The 22,201-nt window shown below is 58.6% G+C and carries 19 protein-coding genes; 5 read left to right on the plus strand and 14 right to left on the minus strand.

The genetic code is table 11. From position 1 onward, the window contains the following. Positions 1–7 precede the first annotated feature (7 nt). The 14 genes from rfbA to mtnA all read right to left on the minus strand — a co-directional run bounded on the left by rfbA (position 8) and on the right by mtnA (position 16,970). A complete protein-coding gene (gene rfbA, locus AB3226_RS06670; protein WP_367372493.1) occupies positions 8–898 on the minus strand; it encodes a glucose-1-phosphate thymidylyltransferase RfbA in 891 nt (296 codons plus the stop codon). Further along, positions 895–1,788, minus strand: a complete 894-nt coding sequence (rfbD, locus tag AB3226_RS06675) for a dTDP-4-dehydrorhamnose reductase (protein WP_367372494.1) — start codon at positions 1,786–1,788, stop codon at positions 895–897. Before rfbD ends, rfbA begins: the two co-directional genes overlap by 4 nt. Beyond that, positions 1,785–2,861, minus strand: coding sequence for a dTDP-glucose 4,6-dehydratase (gene rfbB / locus AB3226_RS06680; RefSeq protein WP_367372495.1), 1,077 nt, complete (start codon positions 2,859–2,861; stop codon positions 1,785–1,787). Before rfbB ends, rfbD begins: the two co-directional genes overlap by 4 nt. A gap of 226 nt (positions 2,862–3,087) precedes the next feature. Further along, entirely contained in the window at positions 3,088–3,327 is a 240-nt protein-coding gene (locus AB3226_RS06685; RefSeq protein ID WP_367372496.1) for a LapA family protein, read from the minus strand. 27 nt (positions 3,328–3,354) lie between these two features. Next, the gene (gene ihfB, locus AB3226_RS06690; RefSeq protein ID WP_003369729.1) at positions 3,355–3,651 is read right to left on the minus strand and encodes an integration host factor subunit beta; all 297 of its coding nucleotides are present in this window, start codon (positions 3,649–3,651) and stop codon (positions 3,355–3,357) included. 150 nt (positions 3,652–3,801) lie between these two features. Next, positions 3,802–4,080: a hypothetical protein gene (locus AB3226_RS06695; protein ID WP_123357744.1), complete on the minus strand. Its 279-nt coding sequence runs from the start codon at positions 4,078–4,080 to the stop codon at positions 3,802–3,804. Between the two features lie 398 nt (positions 4,081–4,478). After that, on the minus strand, positions 4,479–6,170 hold the full coding sequence (gene rpsA, locus AB3226_RS06700) for a 30S ribosomal protein S1 (RefSeq protein ID WP_008005961.1): 1,692 nt from the start codon (positions 6,168–6,170) through the stop codon (positions 4,479–4,481). Positions 6,171–6,290: 120 nt separating this feature from the next. Then, entirely contained in the window at positions 6,291–6,977 is a 687-nt protein-coding gene (gene cmk, locus AB3226_RS06705) for a (d)CMP kinase (protein ID WP_367375764.1), read from the minus strand. Further along, positions 6,977–9,184: a bifunctional prephenate dehydrogenase/3-phosphoshikimate 1-carboxyvinyltransferase gene (locus tag AB3226_RS06710; RefSeq protein ID WP_367375765.1), complete on the minus strand. Its 2,208-nt coding sequence runs from the start codon at positions 9,182–9,184 to the stop codon at positions 6,977–6,979. The genes cmk and AB3226_RS06710 overlap by 1 nt, the downstream gene beginning before the upstream one ends. A gap of 28 nt (positions 9,185–9,212) precedes the next feature. Continuing rightward, positions 9,213–10,325, minus strand: a complete 1,113-nt coding sequence (gene hisC / locus AB3226_RS06715) for a histidinol-phosphate transaminase (RefSeq protein WP_367372497.1) — start codon at positions 10,323–10,325, stop codon at positions 9,213–9,215. Positions 10,326–10,337: 12 nt separating this feature from the next. Then, positions 10,338–11,432: a prephenate dehydratase gene (gene pheA / locus AB3226_RS06720; protein WP_030128742.1), complete on the minus strand. Its 1,095-nt coding sequence runs from the start codon at positions 11,430–11,432 to the stop codon at positions 10,338–10,340. Further along, a complete protein-coding gene (serC, locus tag AB3226_RS06725; protein WP_367372498.1) occupies positions 11,432–12,517 on the minus strand; it encodes a 3-phosphoserine/phosphohydroxythreonine transaminase in 1,086 nt (361 codons plus the stop codon). The genes pheA and serC overlap by 1 nt, the downstream gene beginning before the upstream one ends. A gap of 260 nt (positions 12,518–12,777) precedes the next feature. Then, positions 12,778–15,447 (minus strand): DNA gyrase subunit A, encoded by a 2,670-nt coding sequence (gyrA, locus tag AB3226_RS06730; protein WP_038982157.1) that lies wholly within the window; start codon positions 15,445–15,447, stop codon positions 12,778–12,780. Positions 15,448–15,893: 446 nt separating this feature from the next. Next, the gene (gene mtnA / locus AB3226_RS06735; protein WP_123357749.1) at positions 15,894–16,970 is read right to left on the minus strand and encodes an S-methyl-5-thioribose-1-phosphate isomerase; all 1,077 of its coding nucleotides are present in this window, start codon (positions 16,968–16,970) and stop codon (positions 15,894–15,896) included. A gap of 108 nt (positions 16,971–17,078) precedes the next feature. On the opposite strand from mtnA, the gene AB3226_RS06740 reads away from it, so the two are divergent. The 5 genes from AB3226_RS06740 to AB3226_RS06760 all read left to right on the plus strand — a co-directional run bounded on the left by AB3226_RS06740 (position 17,079) and on the right by AB3226_RS06760 (position 22,078). Beyond that, positions 17,079–18,413 carry a TRZ/ATZ family hydrolase gene (locus AB3226_RS06740; protein WP_367372499.1) on the plus strand — a complete coding sequence of 445 codons (1,335 nt, stop codon included), beginning with the start codon at positions 17,079–17,081 and terminating at the stop codon, positions 18,411–18,413. A 71-nt stretch (positions 18,414–18,484) separates the two neighbouring features. Then, complete coding sequence (gene ubiG / locus AB3226_RS06745) at positions 18,485–19,183, plus strand: bifunctional 2-polyprenyl-6-hydroxyphenol methylase/3-demethylubiquinol 3-O-methyltransferase UbiG (protein WP_109633737.1); 699 nt, start codon at positions 18,485–18,487, stop codon at positions 19,181–19,183. A gap of 4 nt (positions 19,184–19,187) precedes the next feature. Continuing rightward, positions 19,188–19,859, plus strand: coding sequence for an N-acetylmuramic acid 6-phosphate phosphatase MupP (gene mupP, locus AB3226_RS06750; protein ID WP_367372500.1), 672 nt, complete (start codon positions 19,188–19,190; stop codon positions 19,857–19,859). Positions 19,860–20,036: 177 nt separating this feature from the next. Beyond that, positions 20,037–20,777, plus strand: a complete 741-nt coding sequence (locus AB3226_RS06755) for a YciK family oxidoreductase (RefSeq protein ID WP_007899713.1) — start codon at positions 20,037–20,039, stop codon at positions 20,775–20,777. 374 nt (positions 20,778–21,151) lie between these two features. Beyond that, positions 21,152–22,078 carry a GGDEF domain-containing protein gene (locus tag AB3226_RS06760; protein ID WP_367372501.1) on the plus strand — a complete coding sequence of 309 codons (927 nt, stop codon included), beginning with the start codon at positions 21,152–21,154 and terminating at the stop codon, positions 22,076–22,078. The last annotated feature ends 123 nt before the right edge of the window (positions 22,079–22,201 follow it).

The raw sequence follows: 22,201 nt of genomic DNA on the forward strand, positions 1-22,201 counted from the left end.
TCTCGCCTTAGCGGGAAGGGGAATCCAACAGCTTCTGCAAGTACTGGCCATAACCAGTCTTCTTCAGGGCATCAGCCTGGGTACTCAACTGCTCGGCAGTAATCCAGCCATTGTGATACGCAATCTCTTCAAGGCACGCCACTTTCAAGCCTTGACGCTGTTCAATGGTGTGCACGAAGTGACTGGCTTCCAGTAGCGAATCATGGGTACCGGTATCCAGCCAGGCGAAGCCACGGCCGAGCATTTCGACGTTGAGGGTCTTCTGCTCGAGGTACGCACGGTTAATGTCAGTGATTTCCAGCTCGCCACGTGCGGATGGCTTGATGTTTTTGGCGATTTCTACGACCTGGTTGTCGTAGAAGTACAGACCAGTCACCGCGTAGCTGGATTTCGGCTTCAGCGGCTTCTCTTCGATGCTCAACGCGCGGCCGGCAGCGTCGAATTCGACTACACCAAAACGCTCGGGGTCGGATACGTGATAACCAAATACAGTCGCGCCGTGCTCTTGAGTGGTGGCGGAACGCAGATTGTCCGAGAAGTGCTGACCGTAGAAGATGTTGTCGCCCAGGATCAGACAGCAAGGATCCTTGCCGATGAATTCTTCGCCAATGATGAAGGCTTGTGCCAGGCCGTCCGGGCTAGGTTGCTCGGCATAAGTCAGCTTGATGCCGTACAGGCTGCCGTCACCCAGTAACTTTTGAAAACTTGGCAAGTCTTCAGGGGTAGAGATAACCAGGATTTCGCGCATGCCGGCGAGCATCAGCACGGACAGCGGATAGAAGATCATCGGCTTGTCGTAGATCGGCAGCATCTGCTTGGACACGCCGAGGGTCAACGGATGCAGACGAGTGCCCGAGCCGCCAGCGAGGATGATGCCTTTACGATTTGTCGTGGTCATTTGTTCAGAACTTCCGTCAGCATTCGGGTGACACCACTTTGCCAATCCGGCAAGTGTAGAGAAAAGTTGTCGCGCAACTTCTGAGTGTTCAACCGTGAGTTCAGAGGACGACGCGCCGGTGTTGGGTAGGCGGTTGTGTCTATCGGATTGATCGACGTGACCGCGAGTTCTTCACCGTTGGCCTTGGCAAAACCGATCACATGGCTGGCATAGCCGTGCCAGGACACTTCGCCGGCGGCCGCCAGGTGATACAGGCCTGCCAGTTCAGGACTTTGCATGACTTGCTGAATGGCCAATGCCGTCACATCAGCGATCAGATCTGCACCCGTTGGGGCGCCGATCTGGTCGGCGATGACACTCAAGGTTTCGCGGTCCTTGGCCAGACGCAGCATGGTCTTGGCAAAGTTGTTGCCGCGCGCGCCATAGACCCAACTGGTGCGGAAGATCAGGTGCTTGCAGCCTGAGGCAGTAATCGCTTGCTCGCCGGCCAGTTTGCTCGCGCCGTAATGATTCACCGGGGCGACGGCATCTGTCTCTTGCCATGGCTTCAGGCCTTCACCGCTGAACACGTAATCGGTCGAGTAGTGAATCAGCCAAGCGCCCAGGGACGCAGCTTCTTCAGCCATGACCTGACTCGCCTGACCGTTCACACGGTCGGCCAGCTCGGTCTCGGACTCTGCCTTATCGACGGCGGTGTAGGCCGCGGCGTTAACGATGACGTCGGGCTTGACCTGACGGATCGTCGCGCGCAGTGCATCGAGGTCAGACAGGTCGCCGCTCAAACCATCGACCGGGTGACGGTCCAGGGCGATCAATTCACCCAGCGGCGCAAGGGAGCGTTGCAGCTCCCAGCCTACCTGGCCATTTTTTCCCAACAGGAGAATTTTCATGCGTTATCCGAACGATCCGTGTAGTTCTGGTCAATCCATTGCTGATAGCTGCCGCTCTTCACGTGAGCAACCCATTCAGTGTTGTTGAGGTACCACTCGACGGTTTTGCGGATGCCGGTTTCAAAAGTTTCTTCCGGGGTCCAACCCAGCTCGCGCTGAATTTTGCTGGCATCGATTGCGTAGCGCTGGTCGTGGCCCGGGCGATCCTGAACGTAGGTGATCAAGCTGGCATGTGGGCGATGAGCGGAATCTGGTCGCAGTTCATCGAGCAATGCGCACAGGGTATGCACCACTTCGATGTTTTGCTTCTCGTTATGGCCGCCGATGTTGTAGGTCTCGCCGATCACGCCTTCGGTCACGACTTTGTACAGTGCGCGGGCGTGGTCTTCGACGTAGAGCCAGTCACGGACCTGATTGCCTTTGCCGTAAACAGGCAGCGGCTTGCCTTCCAGTGCGTTGAGGATGATCAGCGGGATCAACTTCTCAGGGAAATGGCACGGACCGTAGTTGTTCGAGCAGTTGGTGACCAGGGTCGGCAGGCCGTAAGTACGAGCCCAGGCGCGAACCAGGTGATCGGAACTGGCCTTGCTGGCCGAGTACGGCGAGCTTGGCTGATACGGCGTGGTTTCGGTAAAGAGGTCTTCCGGACCTTCGAGGTCTCCGTAGACTTCGTCGGTGGAAATATGGTGGAAGCGGAAGTTGGCTTTACGCGCATCATCCAGTGCCGCCCAATAATGGCGTGCAGCTTCCAGCAAGGTGTACGTGCCGATGATGTTGGTCTGGATGAATTCAGACGGACCGGAGATCGAGCGATCAACGTGGGACTCTGCGGCCAGGTGCATGATGGCATCCGGTTGGTGTTCACGCAGGATACGGTCCACTTGGTCACGATCACAGATGTCGACGCGTTCGAACACATAACGTGAGTTCTGGCTGACTTCGGCCAACGATTCAAGATTACCGGCATAAGTCAGTTTATCGACGTTAACGACAGAGTCGTTAGTGTTGGAGATGATATGACGAATGACTGCCGAGCCGATAAAACCGGCGCCGCCGGTAACTAGAATTTTCACGCGAAACCATACCCTTTAGTTGCTGACAGGGCCGCCAACCGCGCACTGCCTAATCCATGAATGCCAAAGCCATCAAGTTCGCCGAGGCTTCTGACAGCGTCAGTCTGAACCGATTCGGGAATGCCCTATCGATCAAGCGCAGCATTTTACAGCTTAATGAAGGTTTTACTAATGGATATGGACAAGCTGCGACACAAACTCGATACATACAACGGGCTTGTCGCAGTCAGACAAGGCGCTTGCGTGAAGATCTGGACGTACGTCCCAGAAACCAGCCAAGAATCGGCCCGATCACCATGCCAACCAACAGCGCAATCACCATGATCAGCGATACTGGCAACTGTGGACCCGACCAGCCCAGGAATAGCAGTGCAACACCTTGCTGGTTCTCAAGAACGAACGCCAGGATCGCCAGAACGAGCAATAGGACAAATACAGCGAGAAGTACGCGCTTGAGGTTATGCATCAGCGGTTCCTTGAAGTGCAGCAGCTGTCAAAGCCCTTCCTCCTCATCCTCGTTCACGCGATCGCGCAGTTCTTTGCCTGGCTTGAAATGCGGAACGAACTTGCCGTCGAGGCTGACGGACTGACCGGTTTTCGGATTACGGCCTACGCGCGGTGCGCGATAGTGCAGGGAGAAGCTGCCAAACCCACGGATCTCGATTCGATCACCGGTGGCCAGACATTGGGACATTTGCTCAAGCATGGTCTTGATGGCCAGCTCCACATCCTTGGATGAGAGCAGCCCTTGATGGGTGACAATTCGTTCGATCAACTCCGACTTCGTCATATTTTTCCCTTCTTTTTCAAGCAGCTAGGAAAAGCGCTTCAAAGGTTTTAGCATGCCCGGAGAAATTTGAACAGCCCGAGTTTTGACATATCTCCCCCTGCAATAAGGCGCCCGATTTCAGAACATCGGAACATTGCTCAAACCCGGCATTCATCTACAGATAACCAGCATGGTGCGCGTCAGATAACCCGCGGGATTGAAGCCAAAAGGGAATTCATCTTCCTCTTTCGCATCATCGGACCTTACGACGACTTTATAGCCTGCGCCCTTGCATTCCTTGGCAGCTCTCTTGTGACACCTCTCCCATCCGGAGCCCAAACCTGAACAATCGATCTCTATACCACTGACTCCGCGTACCGCATGAGTCTTGGCATTAGTGGTACAGCCCGCCAATGTCAGTACTGCTATCACGACAATGAGCTTGTTCATTTATTTCCTTATGCAGGGCGCATTGCCCAGCGGTCGTTCACTTCAGACTAAGCCTAGCCTTGAATAGACGATTGACCTGTATGAAGTTACAGACAGCTTATGTAGATCATTGGTTTCACGAAAGAAATATGGCGGCTGAGCAGACCGCTTTTCGTAGGAGCCAGCGGTGCGGTGATCCGACTTGCCGCATGCCAGTCAGTTAAGCGTGATATTGAACCTGTGGCGAGGGAGCTTGCTCCCGCTGGACTGCGAAGCAGTCCCATTTTGGGGCCGCTTCGCGGCCCAGCGGAAGCAAGCTCCCTCGCCACAGGTTACTCATCGCTTGTTTTGTGATTCACCAAATCGCAGACACAAAAAAGGGCGACCGAAGTCGCCCTTTTTCTATGGTCTGACAGAACTTAGTTCTGTTTTTCCATTTGTGCACGCAACAGGTCGCCCAGAGTGGTAGGACCAGCAGCGATGCTATCCGAAGGCTTGTCTTTCAAGCTTTGGATGGCTTCTTTCTCGTCTTCAACGTCTTTCGACTTGATCGAGAGCTGGATTACGCGGCTCTTGCGGTCAACGCTGATGATCTTGGCTTCTACTTCTTCGCCTTCTTTCAGAACGTTGCGCGCGTCTTCAACGCGGTCACGGCTGATTTCGGAGGCTTTCAGAGTCGCTTCGATATCGTCGGCCAGAGTGATGATGGCGCCTTTAGCGTCAACTTCTTTCACGATGCCTTTAACGATGGCGCCTTTGTCGTTCTCTTGAACGTACTCGGAGAACGGATCGCTTTCCAGTTGCTTGATACCCAGGGAGATGCGCTCGCGCTCTGGGTCAACCGACAGGATAACGGTGTCCAGCTCGTCGCCCTTCTTGAAGCGGCGAACGGCTTCTTCGCCCACTTCGTTCCAGGAGATGTCGGACAGGTGAACCAGACCGTCGATGCCGCCGTCCAGACCAATGAAGATACCGAAATCGGTGATCGACTTGATGGTGCCGGAGATTTTATCGCCCTTGTTGAACTGGCCAGAGAAATCTTCCCATGGGTTAGATTTGCACTGCTTGATGCCGAGGGAGATACGACGACGCTCTTCGTCGATGTCCAGAACCATAACTTCCACTTCGTCGCCGACTTGTACGACTTTCGAAGGGTGGATGTTCTTGTTGGTCCAGTCCATTTCGGAAACGTGTACCAGGCCTTCAACGCCTTCTTCCAGCTCAGCGAAGCAGCCGTAGTCGGTCAGGTTGGTTACACGAGCGGTAACGCGAGTGCTTTCTGGGTAACGGGCTTTGATAGCAACCCATGGATCTTCGCCCAGTTGCTTCAGGCCCAGGGAAACACGATTGCGTTCGCGATCGTACTTCAGAACCTTGACATCGATCTCGTCGCCAACGTTGACGATTTCGGAAGGATGCTTGATACGTTTCCAAGCCATGTCGGTAATGTGCAGCAGGCCATCGACGCCACCCAGATCGACGAATGCGCCGTAATCGGTGAGGTTCTTGACGATACCTTTGACTTGTTGGCCTTCCTGCAGGGATTCCAGCAGAGCTTCACGCTCGGCGGAGTTCTCGGCTTCGAGGACGCTGCGACGGGAAACGACAACGTTGTTGCGTTTCTGGTCGAGCTTGATGACCTTGAATTCCAGCTCTTTGCCTTCCAGGTGCGTGGTGTCGCGCACTGGACGAACGTCAACCAGAGAACCTGGCAGGAACGCACGGATGCCGTTAACGTCGACAGTGAAGCCGCCTTTAACCTTACCGTTGATAACGCCCTTGACCACTTCTTCGGCTGCGAAGGCTGCTTCCAGAACAATCCAGCATTCAGCGCGCTTGGCTTTTTCACGGGACAGCTTGGTTTCACCAAAGCCGTCTTCAACCGAGTCCAGAGCAACGTGAACTTCGTCACCGACGTTGATAGTCAGTTCGCCAGCATCGTTGTAGAACTGCTCAAGCGGGATGAGTGCTTCAGACTTCAGGCCAGCGTGAACGGTTACCCAGCGAGCTTGGTAATCGATATCAACGATAACACCGGTGATGATGGAGCCTGCCTGAAGGTTCAGGGTTTTTAGGCTTTCTTCAAAGAGTTCCGCAAAGCTTTCGCTCATTTTAATTCCTGTTGATAAGGGCGAAGAATACGCCCATCTCCACACCCCAGACGGTGTGGGTCAGTTTCATTTAAAAGAAGCCACCGCAGGACTATGACTGGTCCCCTGCGGCCTTCTTGGTCACCCGGCGATATCGCGAATGGCGATTTCGCTCATGATGCGTTCCAGCACCTGATCGATGGATAATTCCGTGGAATCCAGCTGTATGGCGTCAGCCGCCGGTTTGAGCGGGGCTACCGCTCGCTGGGTGTCACGCTCATCGCGCGCACGTATCTCATCTAGCAGACTCGACAGACTAACACCATCGACTTTGCCCTTCAACTGTAAGTATCGACGGCGTGCACGCTCCTCGGCACTGGCGGTCAGGAAAATCTTCAACGGCGCGTCGGGAAATACCACCGTGCCCATGTCGCGGCCATCGGCCACCAGACCCGGTGGCTCCTGAAAGGCCCGCTGGCGCTGTAGCAGCGCCTCACGAACGGCGGGCAACGCAGCAACCTGCGAGGCCCCCGAGCCGATACTTTCGGTGCGAATGATATCGCTGACTTCGTCGCCTTCCAGAATAATGCGCTGCAGCTGACCGTCGGTCGCCGCGATGAACTGCACATCCAGATGAGCGGCGAGTTTTTTAAGCAGTTCTTCGTTCGTCAGATCGACGCCATGGTTATGCGCCGCGAAAGCCAGCAATCGATAAAGCGCACCGGAATCCAGCAGGTTCCACCCAAGGCGCTTGGCCAGCATCCCGGCGACTGTGCCCTTGCCAGAGCCGCTTGGCCCATCAATGGTGATGACCGGTGCGATGCTGATCACGACTGAGCCTCTTGTGCAACACGGATACCGACCTGCGCGCACAGCGCGAGGAAGTTCGGGAACGAGGTCGCAACGTTGGCGCAATCGTGGATGCGGATCGGTGCGCTAGCGCGCAGCGAAGCCACGCTGAAGGCCATGGCAATCCGGTGATCGCCGTGACCGTGCACTTCGCCGCCGCCGATCTGGCCGCCGTCGATAATGAGACCGTCCGGGGTTGGCTCGCACTTGACGCCCAACGCCAGCAGACCATCCGCCATTACCTGAATCCGGTCCGACTCCTTCACGCGCAGCTCTTCGGCACCGCGCAGCACGGTGCGCCCTTCGGCACATGCAGCGGCCACGAACAGCACCGGGAACTCGTCGATAGCCAGCGGAACCAGCGCCTCAGGGATCTCGATACCTTTGAGTTTAGCTGCCCGCACGCGCAGATCCGCTACCGGTTCGCCGCCGACTTCACGCTGGTTTTCCAGGGTGATGTCAGCGCCCATCAGGCGCAGGATGTCGATCACACCGGTACGGGTAGGGTTGATGCCGACGTGCTCAAGCACCAGCTCCGAGCCTTCGGCAATCGACGCCGCCACCAGGAAGAACGCCGACGACGAGATATCGCCCGGCACTTCAATGTGGGTCGCGGTCAATTTGTGGCCGGACTCGACCGAGGCAGTCGCGCCGTTGACGGTCACCGGGTAGCCGAAGCCGCGCAGCATGCGCTCGGTGTGGTCGCGAGTCGGTGCCGGCTCGGTGACAGTGGTCTTGCCTTCGGCATACAGACCTGCCAGCAACAGGCAGGATTTAACCTGGGCGCTGGCCATTGGCATGGTGTAAGTCAGGCCCTTGAGCTTGTTGCCGCCACGAATGGTCATCGGTGGACGACCTTCAGCGGCGGTCTCGATCACGGCGCCCATTTCACGCAGCGGATTGGCCACGCGATTCATCGGACGCTTGGACAGCGAAGCGTCGCCGGTCAGGGTGCTGTCGAAGTTCTGCGCAGCCAACAGGCCAGACAGCAGACGCATCGAGGTGCCGGAGTTGCCCAGATAGATCGGACCCGGCGCAGGCTTCAGGCCATGCAGGCCGACGCCGTGGATGGTCACGCGACCGTGGTGCGGACCTTCGATGACGACGCCCATGTCGCGGAAAGCTTGCAGGGTCGCCAGAGCGTCTTCGCCCTCGAGGAAACCTTCCACTTCGGTGACGCCTTCAGCCAGGGAGCCGAGCATGATCGAACGGTGGGAAATCGATTTGTCGCCCGGTACACGAATCCGCCCAGTCAGGCGGCCACCAGGTTGTGCCAGGAAAATCAGATCGTTGGAATTCATAGCGTCCACATAGGCCCGGCGGGCCAGGATTTTACTGAAATGCTCGCGGGCAACCCGGGCGCGAGTGAACACGCCCAACAATTGGTGCCCATCCCCTGCATCGACCGCGTCGCGCAAGGCGTCGAGGTCGCTGCGAAATGTATCGAGTGTGCGCAGGACAGCTTCGCGGTTGGCGAGGAAGATGTCGTGCCACATGACCGGGTCGCTACCGGCGATTCTTGTGAAATCGCGGAAACCGCCCGCAGCGTAACGGAAGATCTCAAGATTTTCATTGCGTTTGGCCAACGAATCGACCAAACCGAACGCCAGCAAGTGTGGCAAATGGCTGGTCGCCGCCAACACTTCGTCGTGACGCTCGACCTGCATGTGCTCGACGTCGGCGCCCAGTTCGCGCCACAACCGGTCGACCACAGCCAACGCGGCCGGGTCGGTCTGATCCAGCGGCGTCAGAATCACTTTATGGCGGCGGAACAGTTCGGCATTGGAGGCTTCCACCCCGCTCTGCTCGGAACCGGCAATCGGATGCCCCGGCACGAAACGCGCCGGCATGCCGCCAAACGCCTCGGTCGCCGCGCGCACCACATTGCCCTTGGCGCTGCCGACGTCGGTCAGAATCGCTTGCCCCAGGTCCATGCCCGCCAACAGCGCGAGCAATTTCTCCATGGCCAGGATCGGCACCGCCAACTGAATCACGTCAGCGCCCTGGCAAGCCGCCGCCAAGTCTTCTTCGCAGCGATCCACCACGCCCAACTCGACCGCCAGCTTGCGCGACTGCGGGTCGAGATCGACCCCGACCACTTCGCGGCACAGACCGCTTTCACGCAAGCCTTTGGCAAACGAACCGCCGATCAAGCCCAGGCCGACCACCACCAGGCGACCGATCATAGGTTGCGCAGATTGCAGTGCAGTGACATCAACCACGGGCCATAACCTTGGTCAGCGCCTCGAGGAAGCGGCTGTTTTCAGCCGGCAAACCGATGGTGATACGCAGGTGGTTCGGCATGCCGTAGTTGGCCACCGGACGCACGATCACGCCTTCGCGCAGCAACCCCTCGAACACTGGCGCCGCAACGCACCCCAGATCGACACAGATGAAGTTGCCCTTGGAGGGAATCCAACTCAGCCCCAGCTCGCGGAAACCCGCTTGCAGCTGCTGCATGCCGGACTCGTTCAAGCGACGGCTTTCGGCCAGGTAGTCGACGTCTTGCAGCGCTGCACACGCGGCGGCCAGTGCGAGGCTGTTGACGTTGAATGGCTGGCGTACGCGATTCAGCACATCGGCGATGATGGCCGAGGACAAACCGTAACCGACCCGCAGCGACGCCAGACCATAGGCCTTGGAGAAAGTGCGCGAGACCAGCAGGTTCGGATAGGCCGCCAGATAATCCAGTCCATCCGGCAAGTCGCTGCCTTCGGCGTATTCGATGTAGGCCTCGTCCAGCACCACCAGCACATGAGCCGGTACGTCCTGCAGGAAATCATCCAGTGCTTGGGCGTCGAACCAGGTCCCGGTCGGGTTGTTCGGGTTGGCGATGAACACCACGCGAGTATCGGCATCGATCGCGGCCAGCATGGCCGACAGATCATGACCCCAGTTTTTGGCCGGGATCACTTTTGCCTGGGCGCCAACGGCCTGGGTGACGATCGGATAGACCGCAAACGCATGCGCACTGAACACCGCGTTCAGGCCAGGCGCCAGATAGGCGCGCGCCACCAACTCCAGAATGTCGTTGGAGCCGTTGCCCAGCGTTACCTGGTTCAGCTCGACGCGGCACTGATCGGCCAGCAAGGTCTTGAGCGCAAAACCGTTGCCGTCCGGATAGCGGGTGAGCTCGGTCAGCGCTTCGCGAATCGCTGCCAGCGCCTTGGGACTGGCGCCCAACGGGTTTTCGTTGCTCGCCAGTTTGACGATATTGGCCGGATCGAGGTTCAGCTCACGGGCCAGTTCGTCCACGGGTTTGCCCGGAACGTAAGGCGAAAGTTGTTGCACGCCCGGCTGTGCCAGAGCGAGGAAGTTGCCACTCATTTGCTACCGCCCTTAGAGAACTGCTTTCGGGTAGGAACCCAGCACTTTGAGTGCCACTGCTTCCTGACTGATCTTTTCCAGCACACCTTTGATCAGCGGATCGCGATGGTGGCCGACGAAGTCGATGAAGAATACGTAGGTCCATTTACCGCTGCGCGACGGACGGGTCTCGATGCGCGTCAGGTCGATACCGTTGTCATGGAACGGCACCAGCAGCTCGTGGAGCGCGCCGGGTTTGTTGCTCATGGAAACGATGATCGAGGTCTTGTCGTCGCCGGTCGGCGGCACTTCCTGGCTGCCAATCATCAGGAATCGCGTGGAGTTATCCGGACGATCCTCGATTTTTTCGGCCAGACGAGTCAACCCGTACAGACCGGCGGCCATGTCGCCGGCGATCGCCGCCGAGTTCCACTCACCCTTGACCCGCTTGGCCGCTTCGGCGTTGCTCGAAACCGCCACGCGCTCGACATTCGGGTAATGGGCGTCCAGCCACTTGCGGCACTGGGCCAGGGACTGGGCGTGGGAATAGATGCGGCTGATGCTGTCGGTCTTGGTGTTTTCACCCACCAACAGGTGATGGTGGATGCGCAGCTCGACTTCGCCACAGATCACCATGTCGTGTTCGAGGAAGCTGTCGAGGGTGTGGTTGACCGCGCCCTCTGTGGAGTTTTCCACCGGGACCACGCCAAAGTTCACCGCACCGGCCGCGACTTCACGGAACACTTCATCGATCGCTGCCATCGGCTTGCTGATCACCGCATGGCCGAAATGCTTCATGGCTGCAGCCTGGGTGAAGGTCCCTTCAGGGCCGAGGTAAGCCACTTTCAGCGGCTGCTCAAGGGCCAGGCACGAGGACATGATTTCGCGGAACAGCCGCGCCATCTCTTCGTTACCCAACGGCCCCTGGTTACGCTCCATCACACGCTTGAGCACCTGAGCTTCCCGCTCAGGACGATAGAACACCGGCACTTCGCCTTCGGCCAGCGAGGCCATCTTTACTCGCGCAACTTCCTGGGCGCAGCGTGCGCGCTCACTGATCAACTCCAGGACTTTTTCGTCCAGAGCGTCAATGCGCAGGCGCAGTGCCTTGAGTTCTTGCTCAGACATTAACCGTGTTCCTTCTCGAACTCTGCCATGTACGAAATCAGTGCGTTGACCGCAACGATATCGACGGCGTTATAGATGGAGGCACGCATGCCACCCACGGAACGGTGGCCCTTGAGGTTCAGCAGGCCACGTTCGTCGGCACCGGCCAGGAACGGCTTGTCGAGACGATCGTCGGCCAGACGGAACGGCACGTTCATCCACGAGCGGTCCGATTTGTTGATCGGGTTGCTGTACAAGCCGCTGGCATCGATGAAGTCGTACAGCGTGCGCTGCTTCACTTCATTGAGCTTGCCGATGGCTTCGACACCACCCTGCTCTTTCAGCCACTCGAACACCAGACCGGACAAGTACCAGGCCAGGGTTGGCGGGGTGTTGTACATCGAGCCATTATCGGCCGCGACCTTGTAGTTGAGCATGGTCGGGCAAATGGAACGGGCGCGACCGAGCAGGTCTTCGCGAACGATGTTGACGACGACGCCGCTCGGGCCGATGTTTTTCTGGGCGCCGGCGTAGATCATGCCAAAGCGCGAAACATCCACCGGACGCGAGAGAATGTCCGAGGACATGTCGGCAACCAGCGGCACATCACCGGTTTCAGGAATCCATTGGAATTCCAGGCCACCAATGGTTTCGTTCGGTGCGTAGTGAACGTAGGCCGCGTCTTTGGACAGGCTCCACTCGTTCTGACCGGGGATAGCGAAATAGTCGTAAGGCTTGGCGGTGGCGGCAACATTGACGTGGCCGTAGCGCGAGGCTTCTTCGATAGCTTTCTGCGACCAGATACCGGTGTCGATATAGTCGGCGGTGCCGCTTTCCGGCAACAGGTTCAGAGGAATCTGAGCAAATTGCTGGCTCGCGCCACCTTGCAGAAACAGCACTTTATAGTTCGAGGGGATATTCAGCAGATCACGCAGATCCTGCTCGGCCTTGGTGGCAATGGACACGAACTCATCGCTGCGATGGCTCATTTCCATGACCGACAGGCCCTTGCCGTGCCAATCAAGGAGTTCACCCTGGGCGCGCTTCAGGACAGCTTCGGGAAGCGCCGCAGGACCGGCACAGAAGTTATAGGCTCTCTTGCTCACATCCAATCTCGCTCTGATTTGGTGGTATCACGCAATAAATCATCAGCCGACACAGACCTCATGGGGGCGACAGCCTTTGTGGGAGCTGGCTTGCCTGCGATGGCATCACCACGGTCTACAAGATACACCGCGGTGCCTGCATCGCGGGCAAGCCCGGCTCCCACAAAAGCCCTTCCACACAAAAATCTTCTTAGGTGTCGAATTTTCAAAAGGGACAAACAACAAGGGGGCGAATTTTCATCCGCCCCCTGCTTGCCCGCTTACTCTTGTGGCTCTTCGTCAGCGGCGGCGTCGAGTTGCTGGTCTTCGGCAACGTCGTCGATCACGACTTCACCGTCGAACACTGCACCCTCTTCACCTTCGAGCCCTTCGCCTTCCAGCTCTTCGCCTTCGACTTCCGATGGCTCTTGAACCCGCTCCAGGCCCACCAGCGTTTCATCGCTGGCCAGCTTGATCAGGGTCACGCCCTGGGTGTTACGACCCAGGCTGGAGACTTCGTCGACACGGGTACGAACCAAAGTACCCTGGTCGGAAATCAGCATGATTTCTTCGCCGTCGAGCACCTGGACTGCGCCGACCAGACGGCCGTTACGGTCGTTGCTGACCATGGCGATAACGCCCTGACCGCCACGCTTGTACTCAGGGAACTCAGTGATCGCGGTGCGCTTGCCGAAACCACGCGCCGAAGCGGTGAGGATCTGGCTGCCTTCTTCCGGGATCAGCATGGAAATCAGCTTCTGGCCTTCCGGCAGACGCATACCGCGGACACCGCGAGCGGTACGGCCCATGGCGCGAACGTCGGTTTCCTTGAAGCGAGTCACCTTGCCACCGTCGGAGAACAGCATGACTTCACGTTCGCCATCGGTAATGGCGGCAGAGATCAGTACGTCACCTTCGTCCAGCTCCAGCGCGATCAGACCGACGCTGCGTTGACGGCTGAAGGATTCCAGCGGGGTCTTCTTCACGGTGCCTTTAGCAGTGGCCATGAAGATGAAGTGACCTTCGGTGTATTCCTCGACCGGCAGCATGGTGGTGATGTATTCATCACTGTCCAGCGGCAGCAGGTTGACCAGCGGACGACCACGGGCAGCGCGGGATGCTTCCGGAATTTCGTAGGTTTTCAGCCAGTACACTTTGCCTTTGCTGGAGAACAGCAGCAGCGTGGTGTGGCTGTTGGCAACCAGCAGGTGAGCAATGTAGTCCTCATCCTTGACGCCAGTGGCCGACTTGCCTTTACCGCCACGACGCTGAGCCTGGTACGCAGCCAATGGCTGGGTCTTGGCGTAGCCACCGTGGGAAATGGTCACGACGCGTTCTTCTTCCGGGATCATGTCGCCCAGGGTCAGGTCGAGACGGGCATCGAGAATCTCGGTGCGACGCACGTCGCCGTATTCGGCGCGGATCACTTCCAGCTCTTCGCGAATCACTTCCATCAGGCGCGTGGCGCTGCTGAGGATGCGGATCAGCTCGCCGATCTGGTTGAGGATCTCTTGATACTCGGCCAGCAGCTTTTCGTGTTCCAGACCGGTCAGACGGTGCAGACGCAGTTCCAGAATGGCTTGCGCCTGCTCTGGCGACAGGAAGTACTTGCCCTCGCGCAGACCGTATTGCGGGTCCAGAGTCTCTGGACGGCACGAATCGGCACCGGCACGCTCAACCATCGCAACTACGGCGGAAGATTCCCACGCAGTCTTGATCAGCGCTTCCTTGGCTTCCGACGGCGTTGGCGAGGCCTTGATCAGGGCGATAACCGGGTCGATGTTCGACAGGGCAACCGCTTGACCTTCCAGAATGTGGCCACGTTCGCGCGCTTTACGCAGCTCGAACACGGTACGGCGGGTAACCACTTCGCGACGGTGACGAACGAAGGCTTCCAGCAGGTCCTTGAGGTTCAGGATCCGCGGACGGCCGTCGATCAGCGCGACGATGTTGATACCGAACACCGCTTGCAGCTGGGTCTGGGCGTAGAGGTTGTTGAGGATCACCTCAGGCACTTCGCCGCGACGCAATTCGATCACGACGCGCATACCGTCCTTGTCGGACTCGTCGCGCAGCTCGGTGATGCCTTCAAGCTTCTTCTCTTTTACCAGCTCGGCGATCTTCTCGATCAGACGCGCCTTGTTCAGCTGGTAAGGGAGTTCGGTGATGACGATCTGCTGGCGACCACCGACCTTGTCGATGTCTTCGATCATCGAGCGGGCACGCATGTAAATGCGCCCGCGACCGGTGCGGTAGGCTTCGATGATACCGGCGCGACCGTTGATGATCGCAGCGGTCGGGAAGTCTGGACCAGGGATGTATTGCATCAGCTCATCGACGGTCAGTTCCGGGTTGTCGATGAGTGCCAGGCAACCGTCGATGACTTCACCGAGGTTGTGCGGCGGAATGTTGGTCGCCATGCCCACGGCGATACCGCTGGAGCCGTTGACCAGCAGGTTGGGAATACGGGTCGGCATGACCGCCGGGATCATTTCGGTGCCGTCGTAGTTCGGCACCCAGTCCACGGTTTCTTTGTGCAGGTCAGCCAGCAGCTCGTGCGCCAGCTTGGTCATGCGCACTTCGGTGTATCGCATGGCCGCGGCGTTATCGCCGTCCACCGAACCGAAGTTGCCCTGACCGTCTACCAGCAGGTAACGCAGCGAGAATGGCTGCGCCATCCGAACGATGGTGTCGTACACCGCGGTATCACCGTGAGGGTGATACTTACCGATCACGTCACCGACAACACGGGCAGATTTCTTGTACGGCTTGTTGAAGTCGTTGCCCAGCTCGCTCATCGCGAACAGCACACGCCGGTGCACGGGCTTCAAGCCATCGCGCGCATCCGGCAGTGCCCGCCCGACAATCACGCTCATCGCGTAGTCGAGGTAGGACTGCTTCAGCTCGTCTTCGATATTGACCGGGAGGATTTCTTTGGCCAGTTCGCCCATGAGAAGCCTGATTCCTTTTTCTGGTGAAACTTCGTCACATCCATATGGGACGAACGAAGCTCGCCGATGCAGACTGAGTGCCATGCACCGACTTACGACAAATCAACGAGTTATGCCATGGATCTGCGCAGTAAAGGCAGCCACATCAGGCTACCCTGGAAACCGCCGGATGTTATCACAAGAGCCGCCACGCACCTATCCCCCAGATGCGCATGGAGCATAGTTAGTTGACCGGTGACAGGCTTGAAAGGGACGAGAGGGGCTTAGAGCTGTGTTGAATGGAGAATTCAGGGCAGATTCGGCTTGTTTCATTGACATTCAGGGCCTAATCGCGGGCAAGCCCGCTCCCACAGGGATCGCTGCATGCCCCGAGATTTTCGGTTCGACATAGATTCCTGTGGGAGCGGGCTTGCCCGCGATGGCGATTTATCAGACGCCAGATATCTTTAATGCAGACGCTTACGGCACATCAACTGCGCCATTTTCGCGGTATCCGGCCGTTCGACGATGCCTTTTTCGGTAACGATCGCATCGATCAGGTCGGCCGGGGTCACGTCGAACACCGGGTTGAACGCATCGACATCCGCCCCCACCCGCTTGCCGCCGACTTCCAGCAACTCGCGGCCATCGCGCTCTTCGATGGGGATCTCGTCACCGCTGGCCAGGTTCATGTCGATGGTCGAACTCGGCGCTACCACCATGAAGCGCACGCCGTGGTGCATGGCGTTGACCGCCAGTTGGTAGGTGCCGATCTTGTTCGCCACATCACCGTTGGCGGTGATGCGGTCGGCGCCGACGATCACCCAGGTCACGCCTTTGGTTTTCATGATGTGCGCGGCGGCGGAATCGGCATTGAGGGTCACGGGAATGCCTTCATTGGCCAATTCCCATGCGGTCAATCGCGAACCTTGCAGCCACGGCCGGGTTTCGTCGGCATAAACACGCTCGACCATGCCCTCGATGAAAGCCCCGCGAATCACCCCCAGCGCCGTGCCGAAGCCGCCGGTGGCCAGTGCGCCGGTGTTGCAGTGCGTGAGAATCGCCTGGGCGTTGCCCTGATGCTTGCGGATCAGGTCGACACCCAGCTGGGCCATGGTCAGGTTGGCTTCGCGATCACTTTCATGGATGGCGATGGCTTCGGCCTCCAGCGCCGCCAGAGGGTCCGCGTCTTCCTTGAGGCGATCCAGGCGGTCACGCATGCGACTCAAGGCCCAGAACAGATTAACCGCTGTTGGACGGGAATCGGCCAGTAACGCGTAATCCTCTTCCCACGCTGCCTGCCAGTCACCGCCCTCGGCAATTCGAGCGCGGGCCGACAGCACCATGGCATACGCCGCACTGATGCCGATGGCCGGCGCGCCACGCACCACCATCGAGCGAATGGCTTCGGCCACACCCGCAGCGCTGGTGTAGGCGATCCAGGTTTCCTCGAACGGCAAAATACGCTGATCCAGCAGATACAGGGCGCCATCACGCCAATCGATGGCCTTCACCTTCTCCGCAGCCAACAGTCGATCGCGCATCCACTTACCCCGCACTCATGAACAAAGCCGCCGATTATAGCGATCCCCCCGCGAAGACGCTCGGGTATACTTCGCCATCCTTTACAAAAGCACTGGAACCGACTTTCGATGCCGACCCCTACCGCTGCGCTCGACCTGTTATTGCTGCCGACCTGGCTGGTACCCGTCGAACCGGCTGGCGTGGTCCTTAAAGAGCATGCCCTGGGCATCCGCGACGGTCGTATCGTATTCATCGGCCCGCGCGCGGCAGGCTTGAAGCTTAATGCAACCGAAATCCGCGAATTGCCGGACATGTTGCTCGCCCCCGGCCTGATCAATGCCCACGGGCATGCGGCAATGACGCTGTTCCGCGGGCTGGCCGATGATCTGCCGCTGATGACCTGGCTGGAAAAGCACATCTGGCCGGCCGAAGCTAAATGGGTAGACGAAGCGTTTGTACGCGACGGCACTGACCTGGCCATTGCCGAGCAGATCAAAGGTGGCATCACCTGTTTCTCCGACATGTATTTCTTCCCGAAGGTCGCCAGCGAACGCGTCCATAACAGCGGCATTCGCGCCCAGATCGCCATTCCGATCCTCGACTTCCCGATTCCAGGCGCCGCCACAGCAGATGAAGCCATTCGTCAGGGCGTCGAATTATTTGGCGATCTCAAGCATCACGAGCGGATCAAAATCACTTTTGGTCCTCATGCACCCTACACCGTGGGCGACGAAACCCTGGAAAAAATCCGGGTGATCGCCGAAGAGCTTGACGCCTCGATTCATATGCACGTCCACGAAACCGCTTTCGAAGTAGCGCAGTCGGTCGAGCAGTGCGGCGAACGCCCATTGGCCCGACTTGGCCGCCTGGGCCTGCTCGGGCCGCGCCTCCAGGCCGTTCACATGACCCAGATCAGCGATGAAGACCTGGTGCTGCTGGTAGAAAGTAACACCAGTGTGATTCATTGCCCGGAGTCGAACCTGAAGCTGGCCAGCGGTTTTTGCCCGGTCGAGCGCTTGTGGCAGGCGGGGGTCAATGTGGCCGTCGGCACCGATGGCGCGGCCAGCAATAATGACCTCGATCTGCTCGGCGAAACCCGCACCGCTGCGTTGCTGGCCAAGGCCGTCGCCGGCTCGGCCACCGCGCTGGACGCCCATCGCGCCTTGCGCATGGCCACGCTCAATGGCGCCCGTGCGCTGGGAATCGAAGCCGAGACGGGTTCGCTGCAAGTCGGCAAAGCCGCGGACATCGTTGCGTTCGATCTATCGGGCCTGGCGCAGCAACCGGTCTACGACCCGGTTTCGCAACTGATCTATGCCTCCGGTCGCGATTGCGTGAAACACCTTTGGGTCGCCGGCAAGCAACTGCTCGACGACCGCCGCCTGACCCGCCTGGATGAAGCGCAACTGTGCGCCACTGCCAAGGCCTGGGGCAGGCGCATCAGCGGCCACACCGAATCGTAAGCACCGAATTGTAAGCACCCTGGACCGAAACCGGGGCAACAGGATTTTTCAAGTTTTAGAGGACTGACACCATGAGCAACGTCGACTACGCCGAAATCGCCAAATTCGAAGCCCTGGCCCATCGCTGGTGGGATCGCGAGAGCGAGTTCAAACCGCTGCACGACATCAATCCGCTGCGGGTCAACTGGATCGACGAGCGCGTCAATCTGGCCGGCAAGAAAGTCCTCGACGTCGGTTGCGGCGGCGGCATCCTCAGCGAAGCCATGGCTCAACGCGGCGCGACCGTGATGGGCATCGACATGGGCGAAGCGCCGCTGGCGGTCGCCCAACTGCATCAGCTGGAATCCGGCGTAAGTGTCGAGTACCGGCAGATCACCGCCGAAGCCCTCGCCGAAGAAATGCCCGAGCAGTTCGACGTGGTGACATGCCTGGAGATGCTTGAACACGTACCAGATCCGTCGTCAGTGATCCGCGCCTGTTTCAAAATGGTCAAACCGGGCGGCCAGGTGTTCTTCTCCACCATCAACCGCAACCCGAAGGCCTATCTGTTCGCCATCGTCGGCGCCGAATACATCATGAAGTTGCTGCCGCGCGGCACCCACGACTTCAAGAAATTCATCCGACCTTCGGAGCTTGGCGCCTGGAGCCGCATGGCCGGCCTGACCGTCAAGGACATCATCGGCCTGACCTACAATCCGTTGACCAAGCACTACAAACTGGCGGCCGATGTCGACGTCAACTACATGATCCAGACCCTGCGCGAGGAGTAAGCCGATGCGTATCAGAGCAGTCCTTTTCGACATGGATGGCACCCTGCTCGACACCGCGCCGGATTTCATCGCCATCTGCCAGGCGATGCGCGCTGACCGTGGTTTGCCGCCGATGAACGACAAACACATTCGCGACGAGATTTCCGGTGGCGCCAAGGCGATGGTCGCGGTGACCTTTTCCATGGACCCGGAATCGCCAGGTTTCGAGCCTTTGCGCCTGGAGTTTCTGGAGCGCTATGTCAAAGGTTGCGCAATTCACAGCAAGCTCTTCGACGGCATGGGCGAATTGCTGGCGGACATCGAGAAGGCCAACCTGATCTGGGGCGTGGTCACCAACAAGCCGCTGCGTTTCGCCGAACCGATCATGCAGCAACTGGGGCTGGCCGAGCGCTCGGCGCTGTTGATCTGCCCGGACCATGTGAAGAACAGCAAACCGGATCCTGAGCCGTTGATCCTGGCGTGCAAGATGCTCGACCTGGACCCGGCCAGCGTGCTGTTTGTCGGCGACGACCTGCGGGATATCGAGTCCGGGCGTGATGCCGGCACCAAGACGGCTGCCGTGACCTATGGCTATATTCATCCGGACGATAACCCGCGGCACTGGGGCGCGGATGTGGTGGTCGATCATCCGCTGGAATTGCGTCAGGTGCTCGATAGCGCCCTTTGTGGCTGCTGAGAACCGGTTTCAAGCTTCGGGTATGTGGCGTGAATGCTGACGCCTTCGCGGGCAAGCCCGCTCCCACAGGGTCTGGTGGCGAATACAAATTGTGTAAACACCCTCGACTCTTGTGGGAGCGGGCTTGCCCGCGATTGGCCGCGCCGCGATCTGTCTTCTGTTGTTGTGAGGTTTTTTATGTTTGATTATTCCGCCCGCCCTGAATTGCTCAAGGACCGGGTCATCCTGGTCACCGGCGCTGGCCGTGGCATCGGCGCTGCTGCTGCAAAAACCTACGCCGCCCATGGCGCCACCGTGTTGTTGCTGGGCAAGACCGAAGCCAATCTGACTCAGGTCTACGACGAAATCGAAGCGGCCGGGCATCCACAACCGGCCGTGATTCCGTTCAATCTGGAAACCGCGCTGCCTCATCAATACGATGAGCTGGCGGCCATGATCGAGACCGAGTTCGGCCACCTCGACGGCTTGTTGCACAACGCCTCGATCATCGGGCCGCGCACACCGATCGAGCAGTTGTCCGGCGAGAACTTCATGCGTGTCATGCACGTGAACGTCAACGCCATGTTCATGCTCACCAGCACCCTGTTGCCACTGCTCAAGCTGTCTCAGGACGCCTCGGTGGTATTCACCTCCAGCAGCGTCGGTCGCAAGGGTCGTGCGTACTGGGGCGCGTACGGCGTTTCCAAATTCGCGACCGAAGGCCTGATGCAAACCCTGGCCGACGAAGTAGACACAGTCGCACCGGTGCGCTCCAACAGCATCAACCCCGGCGCTACCCGCACCAGCATGCGCGCTCAGGCCTACCCTGGTGAAAACCCGCTGAACAACCCGACACCCGAGGAGATCATGCCGGTCTACCTTTACCTCATGGGTCCGGACAGTACCGGCATCAATGGCCAGGCGTTCAACGCTCAGTAACGCCCGTGCGTCGCTTTTCTGCCGCGACGGCTTCCCGTCGCGGCACTCAAACTCGGTGGCAACCACCCCCTTCTCAAGTCAAATAAATGTCATCGTCCTTCGCAACTTCGCTTGTATGACCTTCCAGTATTTTGATTTTTAAAGATTTTTCTTCGACTGAACCGAATGGCACGACTTTCGCTCTAAGTTTGTTCAGACACGCCGTGTGAAAGCAGACGGGGCGGAGCTTCAGCCGAGAGGTTACTAATCTTCGGCAAAGCGGACTAAACTCGTGCCAAATGTCCTACGGGACTGATGGACCAGTATGACGCGCAGCTCAAAGCCGCTCTCACCCAGCCTGTAAGACAGCCTTACTGCTTAGGGGCTCACGCCATATGAAATCACCTTCCCAGACCAACGCAATTGACTTCGACAGTGCCAAATTGCAACGCCTGGGCTTTGGTCAGCAGCCTCCCCTTCTGGAGCGGCCCGTCAGTCTTGCGCAGTTGCGCCAAGCGCTGGGCCTGCAACTGCAAACCAGTCTTGAGCCGCAACGCATTCTCGGACTTTTCTTCCGTGAAATTCAGCGCATTGTGCCGCTGGATGCCTTGAGTTACGAACATCAACCCAGCGACTTGCGCCTGCAATTCGGTGCACGGGGTCATCATTCAATCAGCTACAGCCTCAGTCATGAAGGCGAGCAATTGGGTGAGCTGGTGTTCCGCCGCAATCAGCGTTTCAGCGAAGAGGAACAGGGTAGCCTGGAGTCACTGTTGTCGACCCTGCTCTTCCCCATGCGAAACGCCCTGCTCTACCGAGCGGCGACCCAAAGTGCATTGCGTGATCCGCTGACTGATACCGGCAACCGCATCGCCATGGATCAGACGCTGGAACGGGAAATCGAGATGTCGCGTCGACACTCGCAACCCCTGTCGCTGCTGATGCTGGACATCGATCACTTCAAACAGATCAACGACACCTACGGGCACAGTGCCGGCGATGAAGTGCTGAAGGCCGTCGCAGCTTCGATCAAAAACCAGTTACGCAACGTCGACATGGTATTCCGGTTTGGTGGCGAAGAATTCATGATCCTGCTGTCCAATACCAGTCGGGAAGCGGCAGCCATGGTCGGTGAAAGACTGCGGTTTGCAGTGCAGGCTCAAGACTATGTGGCCGAGGGCAAGATGATCGAGCTGACGGTCAGCATCGGTTGCTCGACGCTGCTACCCGGCGAGTCTGCCGAGAGTTTGTTGCGACGGGCCGACAGTGCGTTGTATGTGGCCAAGCGTGAGGGGCGTAACCGCCTTGCGATGGCGGGCTGAGTCCCGGCAACACCGAACAACCAATGTGGGAGCGAGCCTGCTCGCGAAAGCTGCCTGACATTCAACAGAGGTATTGAATGTCCGAACGCTTTTCGCGAGCAGGCTCGCTCCCACAGTTATTTT

Origin of the sequence: Pseudomonas lini (genome assembly GCF_964063345.1) — a bacterium.
Lineage (GTDB): Bacteria > Pseudomonadota > Gammaproteobacteria > Pseudomonadales > Pseudomonadaceae > Aquipseudomonas > Aquipseudomonas lini_B.

What these genes read in the sequence shown, in the direction of transcription:
- rfbA (WP_367372493.1), bottom strand. Translation starts at nt 898, where the DNA reads ATGACCACGACAAATCGTAAAGGCATCATCCTCGCTGGCGGCTCGGGC.
- rfbD (WP_367372494.1), bottom strand. Translation starts at nt 1,788, where the DNA reads ATGAAAATTCTCCTGTTGGGAAAAAATGGCCAGGTAGGCTGGGAGCTG.
- AB3226_RS06685 (WP_367372496.1), bottom strand. Translation starts at nt 3,327, where the DNA reads ATGCATAACCTCAAGCGCGTACTTCTCGCTGTATTTGTCCTATTGCTC.
- ihfB (WP_003369729.1), bottom strand. Translation starts at nt 3,651, where the DNA reads ATGACGAAGTCGGAGTTGATCGAACGAATTGTCACCCATCAAGGGCTG.
- AB3226_RS06695 (WP_123357744.1), bottom strand. Translation starts at nt 4,080, where the DNA reads ATGAACAAGCTCATTGTCGTGATAGCAGTACTGACATTGGCGGGCTGT.
- rpsA (WP_008005961.1), bottom strand. Translation starts at nt 6,170, where the DNA reads ATGAGCGAAAGCTTTGCGGAACTCTTTGAAGAAAGCCTAAAAACCCTG.
- AB3226_RS06710 (WP_367375765.1), bottom strand. Translation starts at nt 9,184, where the DNA reads ATGATCGGTCGCCTGGTGGTGGTCGGCCTGGGCTTGATCGGCGGTTCG.
- hisC (WP_367372497.1), bottom strand. Translation starts at nt 10,325, where the DNA reads ATGAGTGGCAACTTCCTCGCTCTGGCACAGCCGGGCGTGCAACAACTT.
- pheA (WP_030128742.1), bottom strand. Translation starts at nt 11,432, where the DNA reads ATGTCTGAGCAAGAACTCAAGGCACTGCGCCTGCGCATTGACGCTCTG.
- gyrA (WP_038982157.1), bottom strand. Translation starts at nt 15,447, where the DNA reads ATGGGCGAACTGGCCAAAGAAATCCTCCCGGTCAATATCGAAGACGAG.
- mtnA (WP_123357749.1), bottom strand. Translation starts at nt 16,970, where the DNA reads ATGCGCGATCGACTGTTGGCTGCGGAGAAGGTGAAGGCCATCGATTGG.
- AB3226_RS06740 (WP_367372499.1), top strand. Translation starts at nt 17,079, where the DNA reads ATGCCGACCCCTACCGCTGCGCTCGACCTGTTATTGCTGCCGACCTGG.
- ubiG (WP_109633737.1), top strand. Translation starts at nt 18,485, where the DNA reads ATGAGCAACGTCGACTACGCCGAAATCGCCAAATTCGAAGCCCTGGCC.
- mupP (WP_367372500.1), top strand. Translation starts at nt 19,188, where the DNA reads ATGCGTATCAGAGCAGTCCTTTTCGACATGGATGGCACCCTGCTCGAC.
- AB3226_RS06755 (WP_007899713.1), top strand. Translation starts at nt 20,037, where the DNA reads ATGTTTGATTATTCCGCCCGCCCTGAATTGCTCAAGGACCGGGTCATC.
- AB3226_RS06760 (WP_367372501.1), top strand. Translation starts at nt 21,152, where the DNA reads ATGAAATCACCTTCCCAGACCAACGCAATTGACTTCGACAGTGCCAAA.